This window comes from Halobacillus sp. Cin3 (assembly GCF_947311855.1).
GTDB classification, from domain to species: Bacteria; Bacillota; Bacilli; order Bacillales; family Halobacillaceae; genus Halobacillus; species Halobacillus kuroshimensis.
Genome location: NZ_CAMZMV010000001.1, coordinates 1,375,132 through 1,395,899 on the forward strand (window position 1 = coordinate 1,375,132; position 20,768 = coordinate 1,395,899).

A 20,768-nucleotide genomic window follows, 5' to 3' on the forward strand; every position below is an offset into this window, starting at 1 on the left:
TTGAAATTACAAAACCACTATCAATCATAAACCTTGTTCTATGATTGATAGTGGTTCTAAAAAATTATCTACTCTCCATCATTCAAACCCGCATGAGAAGGTCAATCCTTCTCCACTGATTATAATTTCTTTTTCTACACATGCTCGGACCCAATCCAATACACGTGTCACTCTAATACACCCCTCTCTCTGCTTTATTTCCCCCGATCGATCTATTTGTTCAATGTGAATCACTCCCGACATTTGTGATTGAAGGTTTTGTTCCAGCAATAAACCCAATACTACATTATTCAATCTACCGTTTCGACAGACCAGTTCCACCTGACAGCCCGCTACAGCTACGGAACAATCGATGACAGTACCTCTCGGTGCACACATCAATACTTGATGATAAACACAATGTTCTACAGGATCACTGACGCAGATTCCATCTGTCCCTATTATAGTTATAGTGATGTCGAAATTCGTTACGATACGCACCATCTCAAGGGGTACCTCTTCGCCATTCGGCAGATTCACTAGTACAACCTCTCTATTATTCGGATCACTGATTTCCCGGCAGTTTAGATTTTCTACGGTGCACGAAGCTTTGCGCTGATTAAGGATACATGGATCTGAAAACGCCAATTCCTCCCTGACATAGGTGGTTTCTCCTTCCACGACCTCGATTGTAATCGTGTCAGCCTCATACCCTGGCCGTGTCATGCGAAGACGATACGTTCCTGATGGGACATCCTCAAAACGGAACAAACCGTCTTGATCCGTTGTCGTGGAAGCGATGGTAACCCCGTCACTATTAATAAGATCCACCTCTGCCCCTGCGATAGGAGCCGTTGTCCTTTCATCGGCGACTTGACCAATCACCCGTCCTAATGGAATAGGGTCCAGGGAAACACTCAACTCAAGTACTACGTTCGGATCGATCTCCACGATTTGGAGGTCAACGATATAATTTTCCTTACTTGTGAATACATTAAGCTCTCCTGGTGGCAGACCTGTTATCAATCCATCTCCATTACTGTCTGTTGTCCCTGCTCCGACCACCGTCCCATCAGGAAGCGCGACGGTTACACTTGCCCCTGTGACCGGATCCCCTGTCTCGGCATCCGTAACACTGACCGATAATGTTCCGGGATCTTCTTCAAGAATGATGGTTACTTCCAAGGTTTGACCTGCTACAATGGAAACCTCTACCGCTGCTGTTCCATAACCAGGGGCAGAAATCACCAACACATATTCCCCAAGGCTCAAGTTCTCTACTGCAAAGTTTCCTGAAGGATCAGCTAGGACGGCTTCCACCAGCTTTCCATCATTATCATACACCTGAATGCTGATCCCCTGCTCTGCTAAAGGGTCACCTGCAGCATCCAAAATTTGACCTTCCACCCCTCCTGACAGAGAGCTCAATGGGATGTTTATCCTTTCGGTTTCACCCGTTTCTACGACTACTGTCACGATATTCGTTCCATATCCAGTAACGCTTGCGGTAATTGTATAAACCCCCGGAGACAGCCCCCTTACTATATAAGCTCCCGCTGAATCTGAACTGGTACCTGTAACGATAGTCGTTGAACCATCCTCCAGGCGCCTTACCTCTAGACGAGCACCAGCTACCGGCAGATCGGTCCTCGTATCAAACACTATTCCTGTCACGGTTCCAGCAAATGCTTCTAGTACAGCATCAACGACTGTCGCCTCTCCTTGGGACAAAATCACACCTGTTACAAAATCTCCAAAGCCTGCGGCTCTGAAAATAAGAGTGTAGGAACCAGGCGGTAAATTTCCGATTGCAAATGCACCGTCGGCAGAGGTGAACCCTATTCCCACAACTGTTCCATTCCGATCCACGACTCTTACAGATGCCCCTTGGATCGGCATGCCGTTTATATCTGTTACCGTACCATTAATAGAAGCTGGATCTTCTACAAGGAAAAGGTCAACAGAGGCAATTTCACCTGCAAGCACTACAACACCTGTGGTAGCCGCAGCATAGCCAGCAATAGCAGCGGTAAGGATATAACTTCCGGGCGCAGCTCCTTCAAAAACATAGGATCCATCTTGATCTGTAACGGCAGTGGCAACCGGAACTAAACCTTGGACAGGATACAGTTGGACGACCGCTCCCGAAAGAGGAAGCTCATCAAATGCATCGAACACGAAACCTTCCACTCTTCCCGGATCAGGGCTCAAACCCGCATTGACTACAGTTGTCTGCCCGGCAAAGATATCCCCTCCGATACTCATTGATTGGTAGGAAGGATTAGAGAAGACAACCGTATAAGTCCCTGGTTCCAGGCCTCCCACACGGTATCTTCCTTCATCGTCTGTTTGAGTCGTTACAATTAAGGTACCCTCATCCCCGATTACGAAAATGGCAACATTTCTTAGTCTAACTTCAGAAACCGATGATGTAACAACTCCCTCCAAAGTTCCTGGACCCGGAGAAAGCTCAAATCTTACGAATGAAGTGGCATCTGCGGAAATGCTGATGGTTGCCGTTTGTGAACGAAGCGAAGATGAGGAAACCGTAACAGCATAGACCCCCGGTGTTAACCCAGAAACTGCAAAATCCCCGTCACTGTCAGTGGCGGTTGCCACTACAACCGGACCTGTCGGAGACCCCTCCCGAATAACAACTGTCGCTCCTATAACAGGTACACCACTGTCTTGCTCAATGACCAACCCTTCCAAACGCCCTGGATTTTCGGATAATGAAAAATCGGTCTGTGCCAATTGTCCCGAAATGACCTCAATATCCTGATTGGCGTTACCAAAACCTTCAGCTGACACGTTCAGACGGTATACACCTGTCGCTAAACCACTAAATTGAAAAGCACCATCAGGGTCTGTCACTACCGTAGCTATCAACGCTCCTGTGCGATCAATAATTTCGACCACTGCGCCAACAATCGGATCCCCACTGTCTTCCGACGATACGCTCCCTGCCACTCCTCCTGGATTTGGCTGAAGAGCCAGAGTCGTTGTAACGACAGCACCTGGAGATAACAGCACAGCTGCGGATGCCGCCCCATAATTTGCAGCAACAGCAGAGATGATCATTGGCGAAGGCGGAAGTCCTGAAATCGAAAAGTTCCCTTCACTATCTGTCACAGCCCCAGTTATCGGAAGGCCGTTTACATCAGTGACCGTAATAAGCGCTCCCCCAATTGGATCAAGGGTTGCTGCATCTATGACCTGACCAAGAACACGTGCAGGGGTCAGCCCTAATGGAATGCCCACAATAGATGTCTCTCCAGCTTCAATTGTCACCCCTACAGTGGTTGCAGCATAATCCGGTGCGGTTACAGAAAGCGTATAAGACCCAGGAGATAAATCAGAAACAGAAAACTCTCCAAGAGCATCTCCCAACACCGTTTCTATCAAATTCCCCGCCTGGTCAAACACTCTGATTTCAATTCTCGAGTCCAGGATTGGAAGACCATCAGGGTCAGTCACGACTCCTATTACCGTCCCAACCACAGGAGACAAGGACAAATCTGCTGTTGTCGTTTGTCCGCTTCCTACAATCGCGCCTACCGTAGTAACTGCATAGCCAGAAGCCGCACAGGAAATGGAATAGGACCCAGAGGCCAATCCGTCAATAAAATAGTTTCCATTTTCATCTGTAGAACTTGAGGCTACAATTACCGGTACTCCGGCAACTGTCCTTATAACGGCGATTGCTCCAACTACCGGAAGGCCTGTCACCGCATCTGTTACCTGTCCTTGGACACTCCCTGGATTTAGGTTTAAAACAAAATCAACATGTTCAATTTGATCACCAGTTTCGAGAATGACCCCCTGGGTAGCTCCTGCAAAATCAGCAGCTCTTACGACCACCTGAAGATTTCCTGGGGGCAGATTGGAAAATCCATAATTTCCATCTCCGTCGGTGACTGTTGATTCGAGTACTGTTTCATTTTGATCCAGAACGACAACTGATGCATTAGGAACAGGTGTCCCTGACAATGACCGAACATTACCACTGATGCCAGCAGGGGTCGGAGACAATAGGATGGTCGCGCTGGACGTTTCATTCGGGTAAACTGTAACGCCCGTTTGTGAAGTGGAATAGTTTTCTGAAGTGGCAACTAAAAGGTATGATCCAGGTGTCAGACTGGAAATCGAAAAACTACCGGTTCCATCTGTAACCAATGTAGCAATTGGAAGTAATCCACGTGATGGAAACACTCGAACAGAAGCTCCTGTTAACGGAACGCGATCTGGATCAAGCACTTGCCCGGCAATAGCACCCGGATTCAGTTCCAGGCCAGCATCCACCACTGTCGTTGCATTAGCCATAGCGGTAAAACGAACGCTCAGCTGTTGGTAGTCCGGATGAGAGAATGCTACGGTATACTCTCCCGGGGATAACCCATCCACCCGATACGTACCATTCGCTCCGGTCTGGGCAGTTGCAACCAACACGCCGTTTGTATCAAACACTTGCACAAGTACACCTTCTAAAACATCTCCTGATCCTGTTGCCGAAACCACTCCTTCTACAGCAGACGGCTGCCCCATTAACACAAAGTTCTCAGTGACCGTGCTTCCAGGTTCCAGGAGCACAGAAGAAGTTTCCTGTGCATAGGCAATCGCTTTAGCTATGATCACATATGACCCTTGCGGGAGGGATGTAATCAAATAATCTCCATTGGTATCTGTAGTGGCTGTCGCAATAATAGGACCTGTTGAAGTAAACTGTCTGACTACAATTTCTGCCCCTGCTAAAGGACCACCGTTTTCATCCGTCACGATCCCTTGTATTGTCGAAGGGTCCGGATCCAATGAAAAGCTCGCTACAGAAGTCTCTCCAGAAACAACTGTAAATCCGATAAGCTGGCTGCTATAACCTTCCAAACTTGCCATCGCCGTATAGTTCCCCGGCGAAAGTCCAAAAGCACTGAAATTCCCATTCGAATTCGTGGAGGTGGATAAAATGAACGCCCCGGTTTCATCGAATATTTCTACACTGGCCCCTCCCAATGGTTCCCCTGTCATTCGATCACTTACTGAACCTGCTACTTCCCCGGGATTCGGAGAGAGAGACAGGACTACAGCTGTTGTATTTCCTGATTCCAGAAGAACGGAGGTGGAGACAGAACCGAACCCTGATGCAGAAGCTGTCACGTTATAGGAACCTGCCGCAAGATTATTCAGGATGAAATTCCCATCAGCATCTGTGAACGTATCCCCTATGATCTTGCCTGTGAACGGATCCGTAACCGTGACGGAGCTTCCGTCGATTCCTATTCCTGTCAATTGATTGAGCACCTGACCTGTAAGAGTTGCAGGAAAAGGGGCAAGTGAAAGGGTTGCCTGGGATGTTTCATCGGCTTCTACCGTTACGCCTACTGATCCTGACTGATATCCAGTTGCATTTGCCGAAACGATATAAGAGCCCGGGAGAATATTTTCAAATTGGAAACTCCCATCAGGCTGAGCGAGTGTCGTTGCGATCACGACATTCAGTTCATTAAGCAATCGGACCTGAAGTCCCGCACCAGTTATAGGGTTACCATCTGAATCTATCAGTTGGCCTTCGATAGACCCTCGTACTTGGGAGAGCGCAATGTTGCCATTCGCATTCATGTCACTGACTACCGTTACACCGAATGTCTGAGTTCCGTACCCGGTCAATGAAGCCGTGATCGTGTAACTTCCAGGAGAAAGACCCGTTACCGTATAGTTTCCAAACGGATCTGTGGTCACTGTGGCCACAGCCTGATCTTCTGTGCCTGACTCTCTGACGACGACGACCGCATTAGGCAGGGCACTCCCTGTATCAGCATCTGTGACTTCGCCGTTAATCCCACCTGGGTTCGCCAATAATACAAAGTCCACATCGCTCACGTCTCCCCCAGGAGGAAGAATGATTTCAGATAGGACAAGACTGTATCCGGGAGCACTAATAACGATCGTTGAAGGCCCAGCAGGGATATTAGCGATGGAATAAAAACCATCCGCATCCGTCCCTGCAATTCCTATCGGGGTTTCGTTCGCGTCCAAGACTGAAATGGTCGCATTCCCAATCGGTTCGCCGCCCTCATCCACAACTTGCCCTGAGAAGGAAGCTGGATTTGCATTCAATGTCAAATCGACAGTTGTCGACTGATTGGATACGACCAATGCCCCTGCCGACACTGTAGAATAATCAGGTGCGCTTGCTGAAACGATATAACTTCCTGGTGCTAAATTCATAAACTCATAGTTTCCAGCAGCATCTGCGAGTGTACTGATCAAAAAGACATTCTCAGCTGAATAAAGCTGAACAAGTGTTTTTGGTTGGACAGGAGTGATAGTACCGATGATCGTCCCAGGCTGCACATCCAAGGAAAGGTCGACAACGCTTGTCGAACCTGCAAGAACGATCGCTCCTCCGACTTTTGTTTCAAATCCTTCTGCGCTGGCCACGATACTGTAGCTGCCTGGTGGGAGACCCGCAATGGTATAGTGGCCATTTTGATCGGCAACCACACTGTCAACCTGCACATTGTTTTGGTCGATGACCTTGAGTACCGCTCCTGAAATTGGGTCTCCGGATAGCAGAGAATCGATTGTCCCCATGATAGTTCCTGGATTCGGCGTCATCCCGATGTCGACCGTCTCCATACCTCCAGGTGGAATAGTAACCGTAGAGAAGTTCGTCTGATATCCCTGAAAAGAAGCAAATAAAGTATAAGTCCCTGGGGCGAGTTGATCCACCAAATAATTCCCATTAGTATCCGTAAACGTCGTTTGAATGACAGAACCGTTGGCATCCAAAATTCTGACTTCAATTTCCGCACTCGTAAGCGGGGCCCCAGTCTGATTATTAATGACCGTCCCTTCAATGGAAACTGGATTAGGCAAAAGGGTGAAATCGGCGGTAGACGTCATATTTGAATCAATGAATACTCCTTGAGAGGACGACTGATAATTGTGCGCAGTAACTGTTACATTATAGGACCCTGGAGCTAATTGGGGAATCGTATAAAACCCGTTTTCATCCGTAACTCCGGTAGCCACAACAACATTACCGGCATCCGTTCTCACCGTTATCACCGAACCCGGTACTGCGGACATCCCATTATCCAAAATGGTACCCTCAAGAACGCCGGGCTGTGGAAGCAAGGTGAAGTTGACGATCGTGATGTCTCCTTCATTGATCTGGGCACCGAGGACCTGGATTTGATAATCTACAGCCGAAGCACGAACGTTATAGTTCCCAGGTTCCAAATTAGGTAATGAATACGCCCCTGTGATATCCGTTAAGGTGGAAGCAATCGCCACCCCGTTGAGAAGGAGTTGGACAGTTGCATTACTGAGCGGTTGATTATTTCCATCCTCAACGATTCCTTCAAGATCTCCTGCATTCCTTAACAACTGAACATCTAAGGTTGTTACATTACCTGGAGTGATGATAGCCCCGACGGTTTGCACAGCATATCCCGCATGACTGACCGTCACCGTATAAGATCCAGGAGGAAGACTCGGAATAGTGTAGTTTCCAAATGGATCCGTAAGAACAGATGCCACCGTCACCCCGCTCTGGTTAACCACTTGAACCGTTGCATCTTCAATCGATGCTCCGGTAGCGTCATCTGTCACTTCACCACTTAATGATCCGGGTTGATCGACCAAGGTCACGTCCTGGTTTACCATTTCTCCCTGTTCCACAGAGAATCCAAGAAAACTCGTTTGATAACCCGTTGCAGTGGTACGCAGCGTATAAGTACCCGGAGCTAAGGCATCAATGAAATAGACCCCCAGGGCATCCGTAGTCGTCGATACGATGACATTGTTGCCGGCATCCAATACTTCAATTACTGCACTTGGAATCGGGTCGCTCGCATCTGTTTGGACGGTTCCTGTGACTGTTCCCGGTGATCCTGCCAGTTCAAAGTTCTCGATTGTCGTTTGATTGGACTGAACCGAGGTCCCTCTCGTCTCTGCCTGATACGTAGGGGCACTTACCGTAAGAACATAACTCCCGGGTGAAACGGAGTTGAATACATAATCTCCTAGCACATCCGTAACTTCCGTAGCAATGATCGCATTGAAACTGTCGATGAGGTTGACCTCAGCCCCTGGTAAAGGCACATTTCCAGAGGAAATCACAGTTCCTAAAATCGATCCATCTTCCGGATTCAATAATACATTGATCACCTCGATTTCGCCGCTGTTCAAGGTAACCGGCTCGACTACTGTCATGAAATCTGGGTATACGTACGTTACCGTATAATCTCCTGGGGCGATTCCATTTAAAGAGTACTCACCATTTCCATTCGTCACCACCGTCGCCACCAACACGTTCATCGAATCTCGCAGTTCGACGGTCACCCCCGTTAATGGCAATCCAGTCTCCCCGGAGATGACCTGACCAGTAATAGCTCCATCCACCTGTACCTCGATCAGATTCGTTACAACCTCATCCGGCAGCTGTTCACCACTATAATCATCTACACCTGTCGTCGTAACCGTATTCAAAGGCTGAGTGCCTGGCGTTGTAAAAATTCCTACAATTGTATAGGTCAATAAAGCAGTAGCCCCTGGTGTTAGATTTCCAATATCCCACGACAATGTGGTCATCGCGCTATTGTAAACCGCACTTCCTGTTGATGCAGAGATATTACTTACACTCGCCAGTAAATCGATTTGGATCAGATCATCTACGACAATCTGACGAGCTAATGACCTGCCGGTGTTCGTTACCGTAACTTCCAGGTCCCATATTCCTTCTTCCCCATTCAGGATGGACAAAGGACCAGCAATGATTGTCTTCGTTGTCTCTAATACCGCACGGATATCTCCGTCTTCAGGTGAAACGGGATTAGAGAAGGCGTCCACAAATTCAAAATCTTCGTTCACACGCAGGGAATCCTTATTATAATTGTTCGCATTCGCGGAAGAAAAGATTAAAAATTGCAACGGAGTTTCTTCAGTTATTCCGAGTGTCTGAAAGAAAACACTCGCTGAAAATTGAAAATCGATGAAGTAATCCGGATCTCCACCAAAATCGGAGCCGTCATTGGTCATGACCGCACGAGCAACGTCAAAGTTGACGATCGGTCTTGAGTAATTAGGTGTTCCGCTCCCATCGGTCCCTTCTGCAGAATCTGTCCAGGAATTGAATTCCTGGACGGTGTTTTCAATCAGGTTGATACTCGTATCCAACCCATCGACGTTCACCAGCCAATCGTAAACTCCCGGTGCCCCCGAGGTGTTCACCAACACCCCCCATGCTGAGTTCCTGAATCCCGTGCCCTGATTATTAAGTGGATCGTCGTTCAAGCGAATTCTGAAATAAATATTCTCCCCATCATAGGAGAAAAAACCCGCCGGGTACTGCGAGTCTCCTACAATATCTACATAATCAGGATTCTCATCCCCCACTAAGTCATAAATCGGTTCTGCTCCTAATATAAATGGCTGAAACTGATCGTTAGATGGAAATGCCATAGTTTCCCTTCCCTTTCTTCGCTTTATCTTACTAGTCTATTTCAAATAAGACTCTTGGACTGTCCGCACGCCTATTTTTAGAAAACTACCAAACCAGCCACATCCATAGAGGCGAAACACCCATAAAGACAGTTCTATATAAATCCAATATGGGCCTGAATAGAAACAACAAGTAAAAATTTTAAAAAAAAGGAAAAATTTTAATATAAAATAGTGCAAGTCCATGGTGAGAGGACTTTAGAAAACAAAATAATCTCAACATGCAGGTCATGGAAAGAATTTAAAAAAACGAAAGGTATTCACAGATAATTTTTGTGAGCCAATACCTAAGACATAAAAAAACGCTGAAACCTTTTCAAAGGTTTCAGCGTTTTATATTAGCGTCCCAGGAGAGATTCGAACTCCCGACCCACAGCTTAGAAGGCTGTTGCTCTATCCAGCTGAGCTACTGGGACAAATAAATATGTATGGAGCGGGTGAAGGGAATCGAACCCTCATCATCAGCTTGGAAGGCTGAGGTTTTACCACTAAACTACACCCGCATGTAAAGCTATGTATGTGTGTTTCAAAAGAAATTTTCGAACGTCCTTTTGAAGCGGACAAGAATTATTATATTAGGGATTCGCTCATATGTCAACAGATTGCAGCAAAGAATTTTAATTCTTTGCTGCTACTGCTGTTTCCATGGAGAGACCGTCGATTTTCTGCCCGTTCACATGGTAATACTGCAGGCGGACGTGATCGAGATCCTCCCACTCCAGAATGGCGTAGGTCGGTTCTTCGCGGTCCCGTGGAAGTCTTGCGCTTCCAGGATTGATGAAGAGGGTATCCTTCACCTTTTCCGCTCCTGCAATGTGAGAATGTCCGAAGCAGGCGATCTGGGCTCCAGCCTCTTCTGCTCTGTAGGACAGCGGCATGAGGGTGGATTTCACTTGAAACAAATGCCCGTGCGTAACGAGGAATGTGATGTCTCCGACAGTGAAAACCTGATCGTTTTCCATTTCGGGTTCGAAGTCACAGTTTCCTTTGGCATAATGAAAGCCTTCCAGCTCCTTCGATCCGTAGGAGAGCTCGGAGTCGCCACAGTGGATCATAGCATCCACATCGCTGTGGCGATTCTTCACTTCAATTACTTCGTCGGTTAGTCCGTGTGTGTCACTGATGATGAGTACTTTCGGCATCCTTCATCCCCACTTTCAGGATTGAGTTTTCAGCCAGTCTTCGATCTGCACGATGGCATGATGACGGTGGCTGATGGCGTTCTTTTCGTCGGACGTGTGTTCAGCCATCGTCCGGCTGGAGCCTTCCGGAATGAACACAGGATCATATCCGAATCCTTGCTCTCCCTGCGGCTCCTCGGCAATCCGGCCTTCACACGTGCCGCGCTTCGTAAACGTCGCTTCTCCCGGTCGTGCGACGGCAACGGCGCAGACGAAACGAGCGGTCCGTTCTTCTTCGGACACTCTGTTCAGCTCGTTCAGCAGTTTAGCTGTGTTTTTTGCGTCATTTTTTTCTATTCCTGCATAGCGGGCGGAATAAACCCCAGGCTCTCCGTTCAGGGCATCGACCTCTAAACCGGAGTCATCGGCTACAACAGGAATGTTCAAAGCGTTCATCATCGCTTCTGCTTTAATGACGGCATTCTCCTCAAACGTTGTACCGGTTTCTTCAATATCGATGGAAGGATCATGATCGAGAAGAGAAACGACGGAGATGCCGTATTTGGAAAACATCTCGCGGAACTCTTTGATCTTCCCTTCGTTCTTTGTGGCGATTAAGAGCTCCTTCATGCTTTGGCCGCCCCCGCTTTCGCACGAATCACGTCCGCCCATTCTCCGATCGCTTCTTCCTGAAGCTTGATCAGTTCCTGGACACCTTCATCGGCAAGAGAAAGCATTTTCTGAAGCTGCTGCATAGAGAAGGTTGCTTCTTCTCCTGTCCCTTGAAGCTCTACGAATTCGCCTTTGCCGGTCATGATAACGTTCATATCTACTTCAGCACGGCTGTCTTCTTCGTAGCAGAGGTCGAGTACTTCCTTGCCGTCCGGCAGTACCCCGACGGAAATCGCCGTCAAGTAATCGGTGATCGGCAGCTCTTTCATGGATTTTTTGTTCACAAGCTTTCCAAGGGCAAGCACGACAGCTACAAAGGCACCTGTAATGGAAGCTGTCCGCGTTCCACCATCGGCCTGGATGACGTCACAGTCGACCCAGATGGTACGTTCTCCGATTTTATCAAGATCGACGACCGCACGAAGGGAGCGGCCGATCAGGCGCTGAATTTCCATCGTCCGGCCGGATACCTTCCCTTTGGAAGATTCACGGATGTTGCGTGATTCCGTGGCTCTTGGAAGCATGGCGTATTCAGCTGTAATCCAGCCTTTGCCCTGACCACGTAAAAAAGGAGGCACTCGGTCCTCAATGCTGGCATTACAGATCACTTTTGTATCTCCAAAGCTGATGAGTACAGATCCTTCCGGGTGTTTCACATAATCGGTTTCTATTGTAACGGTTCTTAATTCATTGACTTCGCGTTGATCATTTCGCATCAATGATGACCTCCTTTTTCTTCATCATTATCCTTGCCCATCTTAACACAAATTACATATGTGCGGGTAGTTATTCATGAACGTAAAAGGCGCTTCAAAAGTGATTCACTTCTGAAGCGCCGGGTTTTACATTTCTTCAGCACCGCTGATGTCGGTTCTTGACACAGGCTCGGCGAGCGGTTCACCCACTTCATTGATGACCTGCTCCGATCCTTCGACCTGAACTTCGACCGATTCCACATCATCAAGATCCGTCATGCTCAACACAAGACTGGCGAGGGCAGCATCAGACAGGGCCGGCTGATCTGATCCTGTCAGGATTTTTTCATTGAAAGAAAGAGCGAGGACGCCGTTCTCCAGCCGGGAGCTGACCATTTCCGCCCCTTCATGGAAGGGGTTGGTCAATGAGCTGCCGAGCTCAGGCCCTTCAAACAGGGCTTCCACTCTTGCCGCATATTCATCACTGTCTTCAGCGACACGTGTGGTGACAGGAACGTGGTACACCTGCTCCCCGTTCTGGGCAGGGAAGTAAACGGTAACGGCCTTACTGTTCAGCACATCCCGCTGCACGCCGACGTTGTTATTAATCCCGTCCGCCCGGGAGACTCCCTGGGAGATCGGGGTGCCATCTACAGGCATGACTTCCTGCTCGTGTCCGTTGATCCACAGCTTAATCCGCTTCACGTTGTCAAACTGAGTGAGTGTGTAGGTCATCGCCTGAAGGATTTTCTCTTCATCCTTGGCTTCGTAATTTTTAAAGTCCTCCGACACATCGACGACAAGCGTTCCATTTTCCTCCGTATTCAACCCAAGAATTTCTGTTCCCGCCGGCAGAACGGCTTCAAACCCGTTCGGCAGCAGATTCGTGACCGGCCCATCCTTCACAAGGTATTCCAACGCCTGGGAAGCGACTTCCTGAGAAGCCGGCAGTTCCACCGTCTGCGGGGCGATCATTCCATTGGCATCCATTAAATAAAGCTCACGAGGGACGGTTGCTGTGGATTCCTGTTCTGTCGAATCCTCTGCTTTCTCTCCATCCTCCTCCGGTGCTGAACCATCCTCTTCCGCTTCCGGTGATGTTGTCACAGCTTCATCCGGAGCATCCATTTTCTCCAGCGACTGCTCTCCTTCAAACAGGCATCCGGCAAGCAGCCCTGTGCACATTAGAAGCACCAGAGCCGTCAAAAAGGATTTATAGCTGTATTTTCTCATTCTTTTCCCCCCTGAGATAGATTGTACTACCATGTATACGAGCCCTCGATTGGAATAGACCAGGGTAATTTGGAGGAGAAAAGCATATGAAAAAACTCCGCCTGAATCAGGCGGAGCTTGAGACGTGTTCCAGTTCTACCGATTTCAGGATCTGAATCGGCTCTTCAAACCAGCTGTTGGCGACGAGACGGAATTTCTCCATATCGCCGGTCGTGTAAAATTCATGCCTTGGTGTATGGTCATCGGTTTCCAGTGCTTTGTGATAGGCAAGAATCAGGCTCGCTTCACGGGCCGTTTCCTCACCGGAGCTGATCACCTGGATGTGATCCCCCATCTCGTTCTGGACCAGATCCTTGATGAGCGGATAATGGGTGCAGCCGAGGATCAATGTATCAATATAATTCATGTCCTTCAATGGCTGCAGCGTTCGGGAAACGATTCCTTCCGCTTTCGGGCCGGATAAGATCCCCTCTTCGACCATCGGCACAAACGGCGGACAGGCCAGATCGTTCACCCGGATGTCCTGATCAATGGAAGCAAGCGCCTGCGGATAGGCTTTACTTTCAATGGTCCCTTCTGTACCAATGACGCCGATCCGTTTGTTCTGACTCACCTTGATGGCGGCACGTGCCCCCGGATCAATGACTCCGATGACCGGGATATCCAGTTCTTCCTGCAGCTCAGCCAGCGTATAAGCCGTCGCTGTGTTACACGCGACAACAAGCATTTTAATATTTTTCCCAAGCAGATAATTGACCATCTGCCATGTGAACGCCCGCACTTCTTCCTCTGAACGCGGACCGTACGGGCACCGCTTCGTATCCCCAAGATAGATAAAGGTTTCCTTTGGTAACTGCCTCATCAACTCTCTCGCTACCGTCAGTCCCCCGACGCCAGAATCAATGACTCCGATTGCCTGTTTCACTCTGCATCCCTCTTTTATGCCTTAATGTTCTTCTTCATCGATTTCAATCATGTTCCCGTGAAGGACGTGGAGCAGACGGTTCAGCGTTTCCACATCTTCTTCCGGAACATTTCTCAACACGTTTTCCAGGTAGTTCTGTCGTTTTTCGATCACTTCATGAATGATCTTCTGTCCTTTGCTCAGTACATGGATCCTGACGACCCGGCGGTCCTTCGGGTCCCTGACCCGCTCAACCAGCTCGTTTTTCTCCATACGGTCGACAAGGTCCGTTGTCGTACTGCAGGCCAGGTGTATATGATTGGAGAGTTCCCCGATCGTTAAGTCCCCTTTTTCCATCAGCCACTGCAGCGCAACAAACTGCGGAGCTGTAATCGAGTAATGATTCAGGATAACTCGTCCTCTTTGTTTAATGATCCCGGATATGTAACGAAGTTCCTTCTCTACATCAGCGATCATGGATGTCTGCTGGGTTTCAGCCACATTCAGCACTCCTAACGAAATGACTTGATAAATATCATTGTGGTCGTTTCTCACTAAAATTTCAAGGTGAATGTATCCGGCGATACAAAAAAACCCTTTCAGGTATGATCATCACCACGTGACAGACCCTACCTGAAAGGACTCCCTCCATTCCACAGGCCAATGCCTCTGCTGCTTCATGGAATTAAAGCTCCAGTTCACCCATACGCAGCAGTTCAACCACTGCCTGGGAACGGCCTTTCACTCCTAGCTTCTGCATGGCATTTGAAATGTGGTTCCGCACAGTTTTCTCCGAAATGAAGAGCTCTTTTGCGATCTCCCTTGTCGTCTTATCCTGTACTAGAAGCTCGAAGACTTCTCGCTCCCGCTTGGTAAGAATTTGTGTTGGCCGATAGCCGTCCTCCTTCACAAGCGTACCCCTCCTTGTTGTTCCTGAGCTTTTCTTGAGGGGAATTATTTAGTCTTTGTATCGTATGAGGGGATTAGCCCCCGTGTGCTACGCGTTCATGATTTAGACACAAGCCCGAGTTCCTGGGCTTTGAAAAGGGCTTCCGTCCTCGAACGGACGTTCAGCTTGTTGAAGATGCCCGTGAGCGTGTATTCCACGCTCCGCTGGGACATATGGAGCGTCTGGGCGATTTCCCTGTTGGTGAAACCGGAAGCGACTTCCTTTAAAATCGACTGCTCTTTTTCATTCAAGGAGATTCCTTTGTTTTCAGCCGACTCAATCGTTTCCGCCGTGCAGGCTTCTGTCCGGCGCAGCTGCTTGAAAAGGTGGAGCGGAATAATCACTTCGTCTCTTAGAGCGGCTTTGATCGCTGTAACCAGCTGTTCACTTGCTGCAGTCTTGCTGACAAAGCCGTTGATATCCGCTTCTACAATCATATTGAAATGCGTGCTCAAATCAAATCCGGTATAGATCAGCATTTTAATATCCGGGAACGTTTTTCTGAGGCGTTTGGCCAGTTCAATGCCGTTCAGGCCTGGCATATACAAATCCAGAAGCAGCACATCGTAGGCTTTCTTTTCGAGGCAGCTTTCCAGATGGTCGGTTTCGTGGATGACATCCACCTGCATATCCCCCTCCTGCTCGAGCATCGCTTTCGTGCCTGCTCCAACCGCGGGGTGGTCGTCGACAATTAATACGTGAATCATACGTGCTGGACCTCCTTGTGTGACGGATAGGGGAAAGTGATGGTCGTCCTGAATCCTTCCCCTGGTGCTGTGGTGATTTCCAGACTTCCATTTAAACCGTTGACCCTCTGCTCGATCCCAGAAAGTCCGATATGGGAAAATAAGTCCCGCTTCATGGAATAATCCATTCCTTTTCCATTATCTGAATAGTAGAGAACCACCTGGTCCTTCTCATTGAAAAGAGAGAGTTTGACGATCTTCGCTCCGGAATGCTTCATCGCATTGGTTAAAAGCTCCTGGACAATCCGGAAAATTCCGAGAATCCTTTCTTGATCCAGCTCTGATTCAAACCGTTCATGAGAAAAGTAGACGGTGAAATTGGAACGAAGCTGATACTGATGGATCAAATTCTTCAATGACTGCACGAGGCCGAGTTCTTCGATGAATGCCGGCCGCAGCTCGTTACACGTTTCCCTTGTGAGGTGAATACTGTCCAGAAGAGATTCCTTATACATCTTCAACTCTGCATGAAGACTCGTGGATAAATCGGTCCGGTTGCGGATCAGGTCGTCCATTTTACGATACAGGTACAGCTGTTCCTGAAGCACCGTATCGTGGATATCGATCGACAGCTGCTTCCGCTGGTTCTCCGCAATCGTAAATAAGAGCCGGGACAGCCATGCCGGATACTTCTGCGTCTGATCGTTCCTCAATGTCCTGAGCTCCTTGACCAGGTCCTCAATCAAATTCATATTCTCTATTGCAATGTTGGCATTATGAGAGATGGTTTGTAAATACGTTTTTTCATCTCTATTTAACGTCGTGAAGTCTTTCTTTCCCCGGCACCAGAGCATCGTCATCTTCTCAAGCGACAGTCCGACGACGACCCCGAATCCTTTTTCCGTTTCAATGATGGATCCGATATCATAGGGTTGATGGAACAGGTGGTCGTCAAAATGGTCGACAATCCCCTCAGGAATTTCGTTGTAGACACAGTACATCTTCCGCTTATTGTGTTTGGAGAAAATGTAGATATCGCGTACACTCATCACGTTTTTAATTTCATCCCTCACGACCTTCATCAAATCGACCGCATTGGACTGATCCTTCATGTCGCTGGCCAGCCGGTGCATACTTTCCTGGTAACTGTACCGTGCTGAAAAGAGAAACCGCTGCATACGGACGTCAAGCACTTCCTTTAATGATAAGAAAGCAATCAGCGCCGTGTGCATCAATAAATACAGCTGGATGAAGGACACCATCGACAAGCCGGATACGATCCACCCGATGGCAGCTGTCAAAACAAAAGACGGCAGAACAGAAAGGATAAAGTAATAGCGCAGGCGGTTCATAATGAAATTGATATCAATCAGCTGTTCCCGTGTAATCAAATACATGAATGTAGCTGGAATAGCGATTAGAAACACAGCACCGAACTCCAACGACACAATGGTCACACCGGATACGAGAAAAGGAATCAGGTAAAGAAGAATATAAGGGAAAAACGCGACGGTCATCCCGATCGCCATATACTTAAAGACCGGTCCGACAGCGGCATGCCGGTAAATAAATACGCCCCTGTACACGATCACAAAGGTAATGATATACAACCCAAGCAGACACGTGAGCGTCACCAGTTGAAAGTAGGGCGGGTTTTGAAGAGTCACTAAATAATACGTATCCAGCAGGGAAACACCTGCCATGGCAGCGTATAAGAAATAGAGAAAGTTCTTAGAGAACCAGATGACCTTCAATTCCTGAAAATAATTGTGCAGGAAATGGAGAAGGATAACAGGAGCAATCAGGAATAAACTGGTATTCAAAACAAGACTATACAAGTCATCTCTTACAGCTCCACTGTTACTCAAATAAGCCGTAGCAATCGCCAGGAAATACAAAATCAGCTGTTCCGCCGAATACCGTTTAGGCACCCGTTTATGAACCAGATAAGAGATTCCTAGAATCGCCACAAAAAACAGAGCAGGAAGCAGAATATAAAACACCCAGTGCACCCGGCTGAACTGGTCAATATCGCTGTAACGAAGCACTTCTCCGGAAGATTCCACCCTGAAGGACTGGGCATTTTCCAGTTCGTTGAACATCGTAAGAGAATGATGAAGACCCGGATTCCCCCCATCCACAGAGAGAATAACAGATCCCGGCGGGACGTCCTGCCTGTCCGCCCAGCCCCCACTCTCTACATCGGTAATGACCCAGCCGCTTTCCTGCTGTTCAGCATCAATCCCAAGATAGGGCTGGGTCACCGATAAAATAATTAAATAGCACGCTGATACAATAAAAAAGGTCAAAACAATCCATTGAGACCATTTGAAGTTTTTCATACTACGGCTCACCTTCTTACTCGAGCGAATTTCAGTCACATCTATTATACTATCCTTCTCAAGTCCTACAACCCCTTTCACATATGGAAAAAGAAAAAGGACCCCGGTCAGTTCCGGGGTCCTTCGTAAAGACTTATACCTGCTTATCACTGCCAAAGAAGCTCTTGAAAGATTCAACGGCGGTATCACGGTTCAATGCAGCAATGGATGTCGTCAAAGGAATGCCTTTCGGACAGGACTGTACGCAGTTTTGTGCGTTCCCGCAGCCCATCAGACCTTCGCCATCCATAATCGTCTGCAGGCGCTCGCTCTTGTTCATTTCCCCTGTCGGATGGGAGTTGAACAGGCGCACCTGAGACAACGGTGCAGGTCCGATAAAGTCGGACTTGCTGTTCACGTTCGGGCAGGCTTCCAGGCAGACACCACATGTCATACATTTGGAAAGCTCATAGGCCCACTGACGCTTGCTTTCGGCCATACGTGGTCCAGGACCAAGATCGTATGTACCATCGATCGGGATCCAGGCTTTGACCTTCTTCAAGGAATCAAACATCCGGCTCCGGTCAACAGCAAGGTCACGGTTGATCGGGAACGTGGACATCGGCTCCAGGCGGATCGGCTGTTCCAGCTGATCCACCAGCGCTGTACAGGATTGTCGTGGTGTTCCGTTAATCACCATAGAACAGGCACCACATACTTCTTCCAGGCAGCCCATGTCCCAATAGACAGGAGTCGTCGCCTGGCCTTCTGCATTGACAGGGTTACGGCGGATTTCCATAAGCGCAGAGATGACATTCATATTTTCACGATACGGAATCTCAAACTTCTCTTCATACGGAGACTGATCAGGATCGTCCTGCCGTTTGATGATCATCGTAATCATTTTATTTTCGCTCATGATCGTTACCTCCTTTATTTACTCTTCGAGTAGTCACGTTTACGAGGCTCGATTAAGGATGTATCGACATCGTCATAACGGAAAACCGGCTTGTTATTTTCTTTGTCGTAGCTTGCTACCGTTGTCTTCAGCCATTCTTCATCGTTACGATCCGGGAATTCAGGCTTATAATGGGCACCGCGGCTTTCATTACGGTTATAGGCCCCCTGTGTGATGACACGGGCCAGCTGCAGCATATTCCAAAGCTGGCGGGTAAACATAGCTCCCTGGTTGCTCCAGCGGGATGTATCGTTGATGTTTATGCGTTCATAACGTTCCATCAGCTCAACAATCTTTTTATCCGTCTCCAACAGCTTGTCATTATCACGGACAACGGTCACGTTATCCGTCATCCATTCCCCAAGCTCTTTATGAATCTGGTAGGCGTTTTCGTCGCCGTCCATACTCATAATTTTCTCGAATTTGTCCTGCTCTTCTTTGACGGCTTTATCAAACAGAGCTGAACTCATATCGTCCGCAAGGGTTTCAAGACCATCCAGGTATTTCACAGCATTCGGACCTGCTTCCATACCGCCGTAAATGGAGGAAAGAAGGGAGTTGGCTCCGAGACGGTTGCCTCCGTGCTGCGTATAATCACATTCACCGGCAGCAAAAATACCAGGAATGTTGGTCATCTGATCATAGTCGACCCACATGCCGCCCATCGAATAGTGTACGGCAGGGAAAATTTTCATCGGAACCTTCTTCGGATCTTCACCGACGAACTTCTCATATATCTCAATGATGCCGCCAAGCTTAACATCCAGTTCCTTAGGATCTTTATGAGAGAGATCAAGGTATACCATGTTTTCTCCGTTGATTCCCAGTTTCTGGTTAACACAAACGTCGAAAATTTCCCTCGTTGCGATATCACGCGGCACAAGGTTTCCGTATGCCGGATATTTTTCCTCAAGGAAATACCATGGCTCCCCGTCTTTGTATGTCCAGACACGTCCACCTTCTCCACGTGCCGACTCACTCATCAGGCGCAGTTTATCATCGCCGGGAATAGCAGTCGGGTGGATCTGGATGAACTCCCCGTTGGCGTAGTTCACACCCTGCTGATACAAGGATCCGGCAGCAGAGCCCGTATTGATGACCGAGTTGGTGGACTTACCAAAGATAATCCCGGGACCTCCGGTTGCCATAATGACGGCATCGGAAGGGAACGCTTTAATTTCATGGGTGCTCAAGTTCTGTCCGATCACTCCACGGCCGACGCCATCGTCGCCGATAATCGCGGAAAGGAACTCCCAGTTTTCGTATTTCGTTACAAGGCCGTTCACCTCGTGGCGGCGGACCTGTTCATCAAGGGCATACAGAAGCTGCTGCCCTGTCGTAGCTCCCGCATAGGCTGTCCGGTGGTGCTGGGTTCCGCCGAAACGTCGGAAATCGAGAAGCCCTTCCGGCGTACGGTTGAACATGACCCCCATACGGTCCAGAAGGTGAATGATGCCGGGCGCTGCATCACACATCGCTTTCACCGGTGGCTGGTTGGCGAGGAAGTCGCCGCCGTAGACCGTATCATCAAAGTGCTCCCACGGGGAATCCCCTTCCCCTTTTGTATTGACGGCCCCGTTAATTCCGCCCTGGGCACATACAGAGTGAGAACGTTTAACGGGCACAATAGATAGAAGATCTACGTGAACCCCTTGTTCTGCTGCTTTAATTGTTGCCATCAAGCCGGCCAGGCCGCCGCCGACAACAACAATATTTTTATTTGTCATGATTGAAGCTCACTCCCTTAAG

At 48.4% G+C, this 20,768-nt stretch carries 12 protein-coding genes and 2 tRNA genes; all 14 read right to left on the bottom strand.

Annotated features, from left to right (window positions below; translation table 11 throughout):
* Positions 1 to 78 precede the first annotated feature (78 nt).
* The 14 genes from QMA39_RS07395 to sdhA all read right to left on the bottom strand — a co-directional run bounded on the left by QMA39_RS07395 (position 79) and on the right by sdhA (position 20,746).
* Positions 79 to 9,441, bottom strand: a complete 9,363-nt coding sequence (locus QMA39_RS07395; protein WP_281658304.1) for a carboxypeptidase regulatory-like domain-containing protein — start codon at positions 9,439 to 9,441, stop codon at positions 79 to 81.
* A 381-nt stretch (positions 9,442 to 9,822) separates the two neighbouring features.
* A tRNA-Arg gene (locus QMA39_RS07400) sits at positions 9,823 to 9,896 on the bottom strand.
* Between the two features lie 13 nt (positions 9,897 to 9,909).
* Positions 9,910 to 9,983, bottom strand: a tRNA-Gly gene (locus QMA39_RS07405).
* Positions 9,984 to 10,097: 114 nt separating this feature from the next.
* Entirely contained in the window at positions 10,098 to 10,622 is a 525-nt protein-coding gene (locus tag QMA39_RS07410; RefSeq protein ID WP_206935386.1) for a metallophosphoesterase, read from the bottom strand.
* Between the two features lie 15 nt (positions 10,623 to 10,637).
* The gene (locus QMA39_RS07415; protein WP_206935389.1) at positions 10,638 to 11,231 is read right to left on the bottom strand and encodes an XTP/dITP diphosphatase; all 594 of its coding nucleotides are present in this window, start codon (positions 11,229 to 11,231) and stop codon (positions 10,638 to 10,640) included.
* Positions 11,228 to 11,989, bottom strand: coding sequence for a ribonuclease PH (rph, locus tag QMA39_RS07420; RefSeq protein WP_206935392.1), 762 nt, complete (start codon positions 11,987 to 11,989; stop codon positions 11,228 to 11,230). The genes QMA39_RS07415 and rph overlap by 4 nt, the downstream gene beginning before the upstream one ends.
* Before the next feature lie 126 nt (positions 11,990 to 12,115).
* On the bottom strand, positions 12,116 to 13,201 hold the full coding sequence (locus QMA39_RS07425) for a GerMN domain-containing protein (protein WP_206935395.1): 1,086 nt from the start codon (positions 13,199 to 13,201) through the stop codon (positions 12,116 to 12,118).
* 106 nt (positions 13,202 to 13,307) lie between these two features.
* Entirely contained in the window at positions 13,308 to 14,126 is an 819-nt protein-coding gene (gene racE, locus QMA39_RS07430; protein WP_281658305.1) for a glutamate racemase, read from the bottom strand.
* A 21-nt stretch (positions 14,127 to 14,147) separates the two neighbouring features.
* Positions 14,148 to 14,582 carry a MarR family transcriptional regulator gene (locus QMA39_RS07435; RefSeq protein ID WP_160836516.1) on the bottom strand — a complete coding sequence of 145 codons (435 nt, stop codon included), beginning with the start codon at positions 14,580 to 14,582 and terminating at the stop codon, positions 14,148 to 14,150.
* A gap of 208 nt (positions 14,583 to 14,790) precedes the next feature.
* Entirely contained in the window at positions 14,791 to 15,015 is a 225-nt protein-coding gene (locus QMA39_RS07440) for a response regulator transcription factor (protein WP_008635211.1), read from the bottom strand.
* Positions 15,016 to 15,110: 95 nt separating this feature from the next.
* Complete coding sequence (locus QMA39_RS07445; RefSeq protein WP_027955211.1) at positions 15,111 to 15,761, bottom strand: response regulator transcription factor; 651 nt, start codon at positions 15,759 to 15,761, stop codon at positions 15,111 to 15,113.
* Complete coding sequence (locus QMA39_RS07450; RefSeq protein ID WP_281658306.1) at positions 15,758 to 18,082, bottom strand: ATP-binding protein; 2,325 nt, start codon at positions 18,080 to 18,082, stop codon at positions 15,758 to 15,760. The genes QMA39_RS07445 and QMA39_RS07450 overlap by 4 nt, the downstream gene beginning before the upstream one ends.
* A gap of 133 nt (positions 18,083 to 18,215) precedes the next feature.
* Positions 18,216 to 18,980, bottom strand: a complete 765-nt coding sequence (gene sdhB / locus QMA39_RS07455; RefSeq protein ID WP_281658307.1) for a succinate dehydrogenase iron-sulfur subunit — start codon at positions 18,978 to 18,980, stop codon at positions 18,216 to 18,218.
* A 14-nt stretch (positions 18,981 to 18,994) separates the two neighbouring features.
* Entirely contained in the window at positions 18,995 to 20,746 is a 1,752-nt protein-coding gene (gene sdhA / locus QMA39_RS07460) for a succinate dehydrogenase flavoprotein subunit (RefSeq protein ID WP_027955208.1), read from the bottom strand.
* Between the last annotated feature and the right edge of the window lie 22 nt (positions 20,747 to 20,768).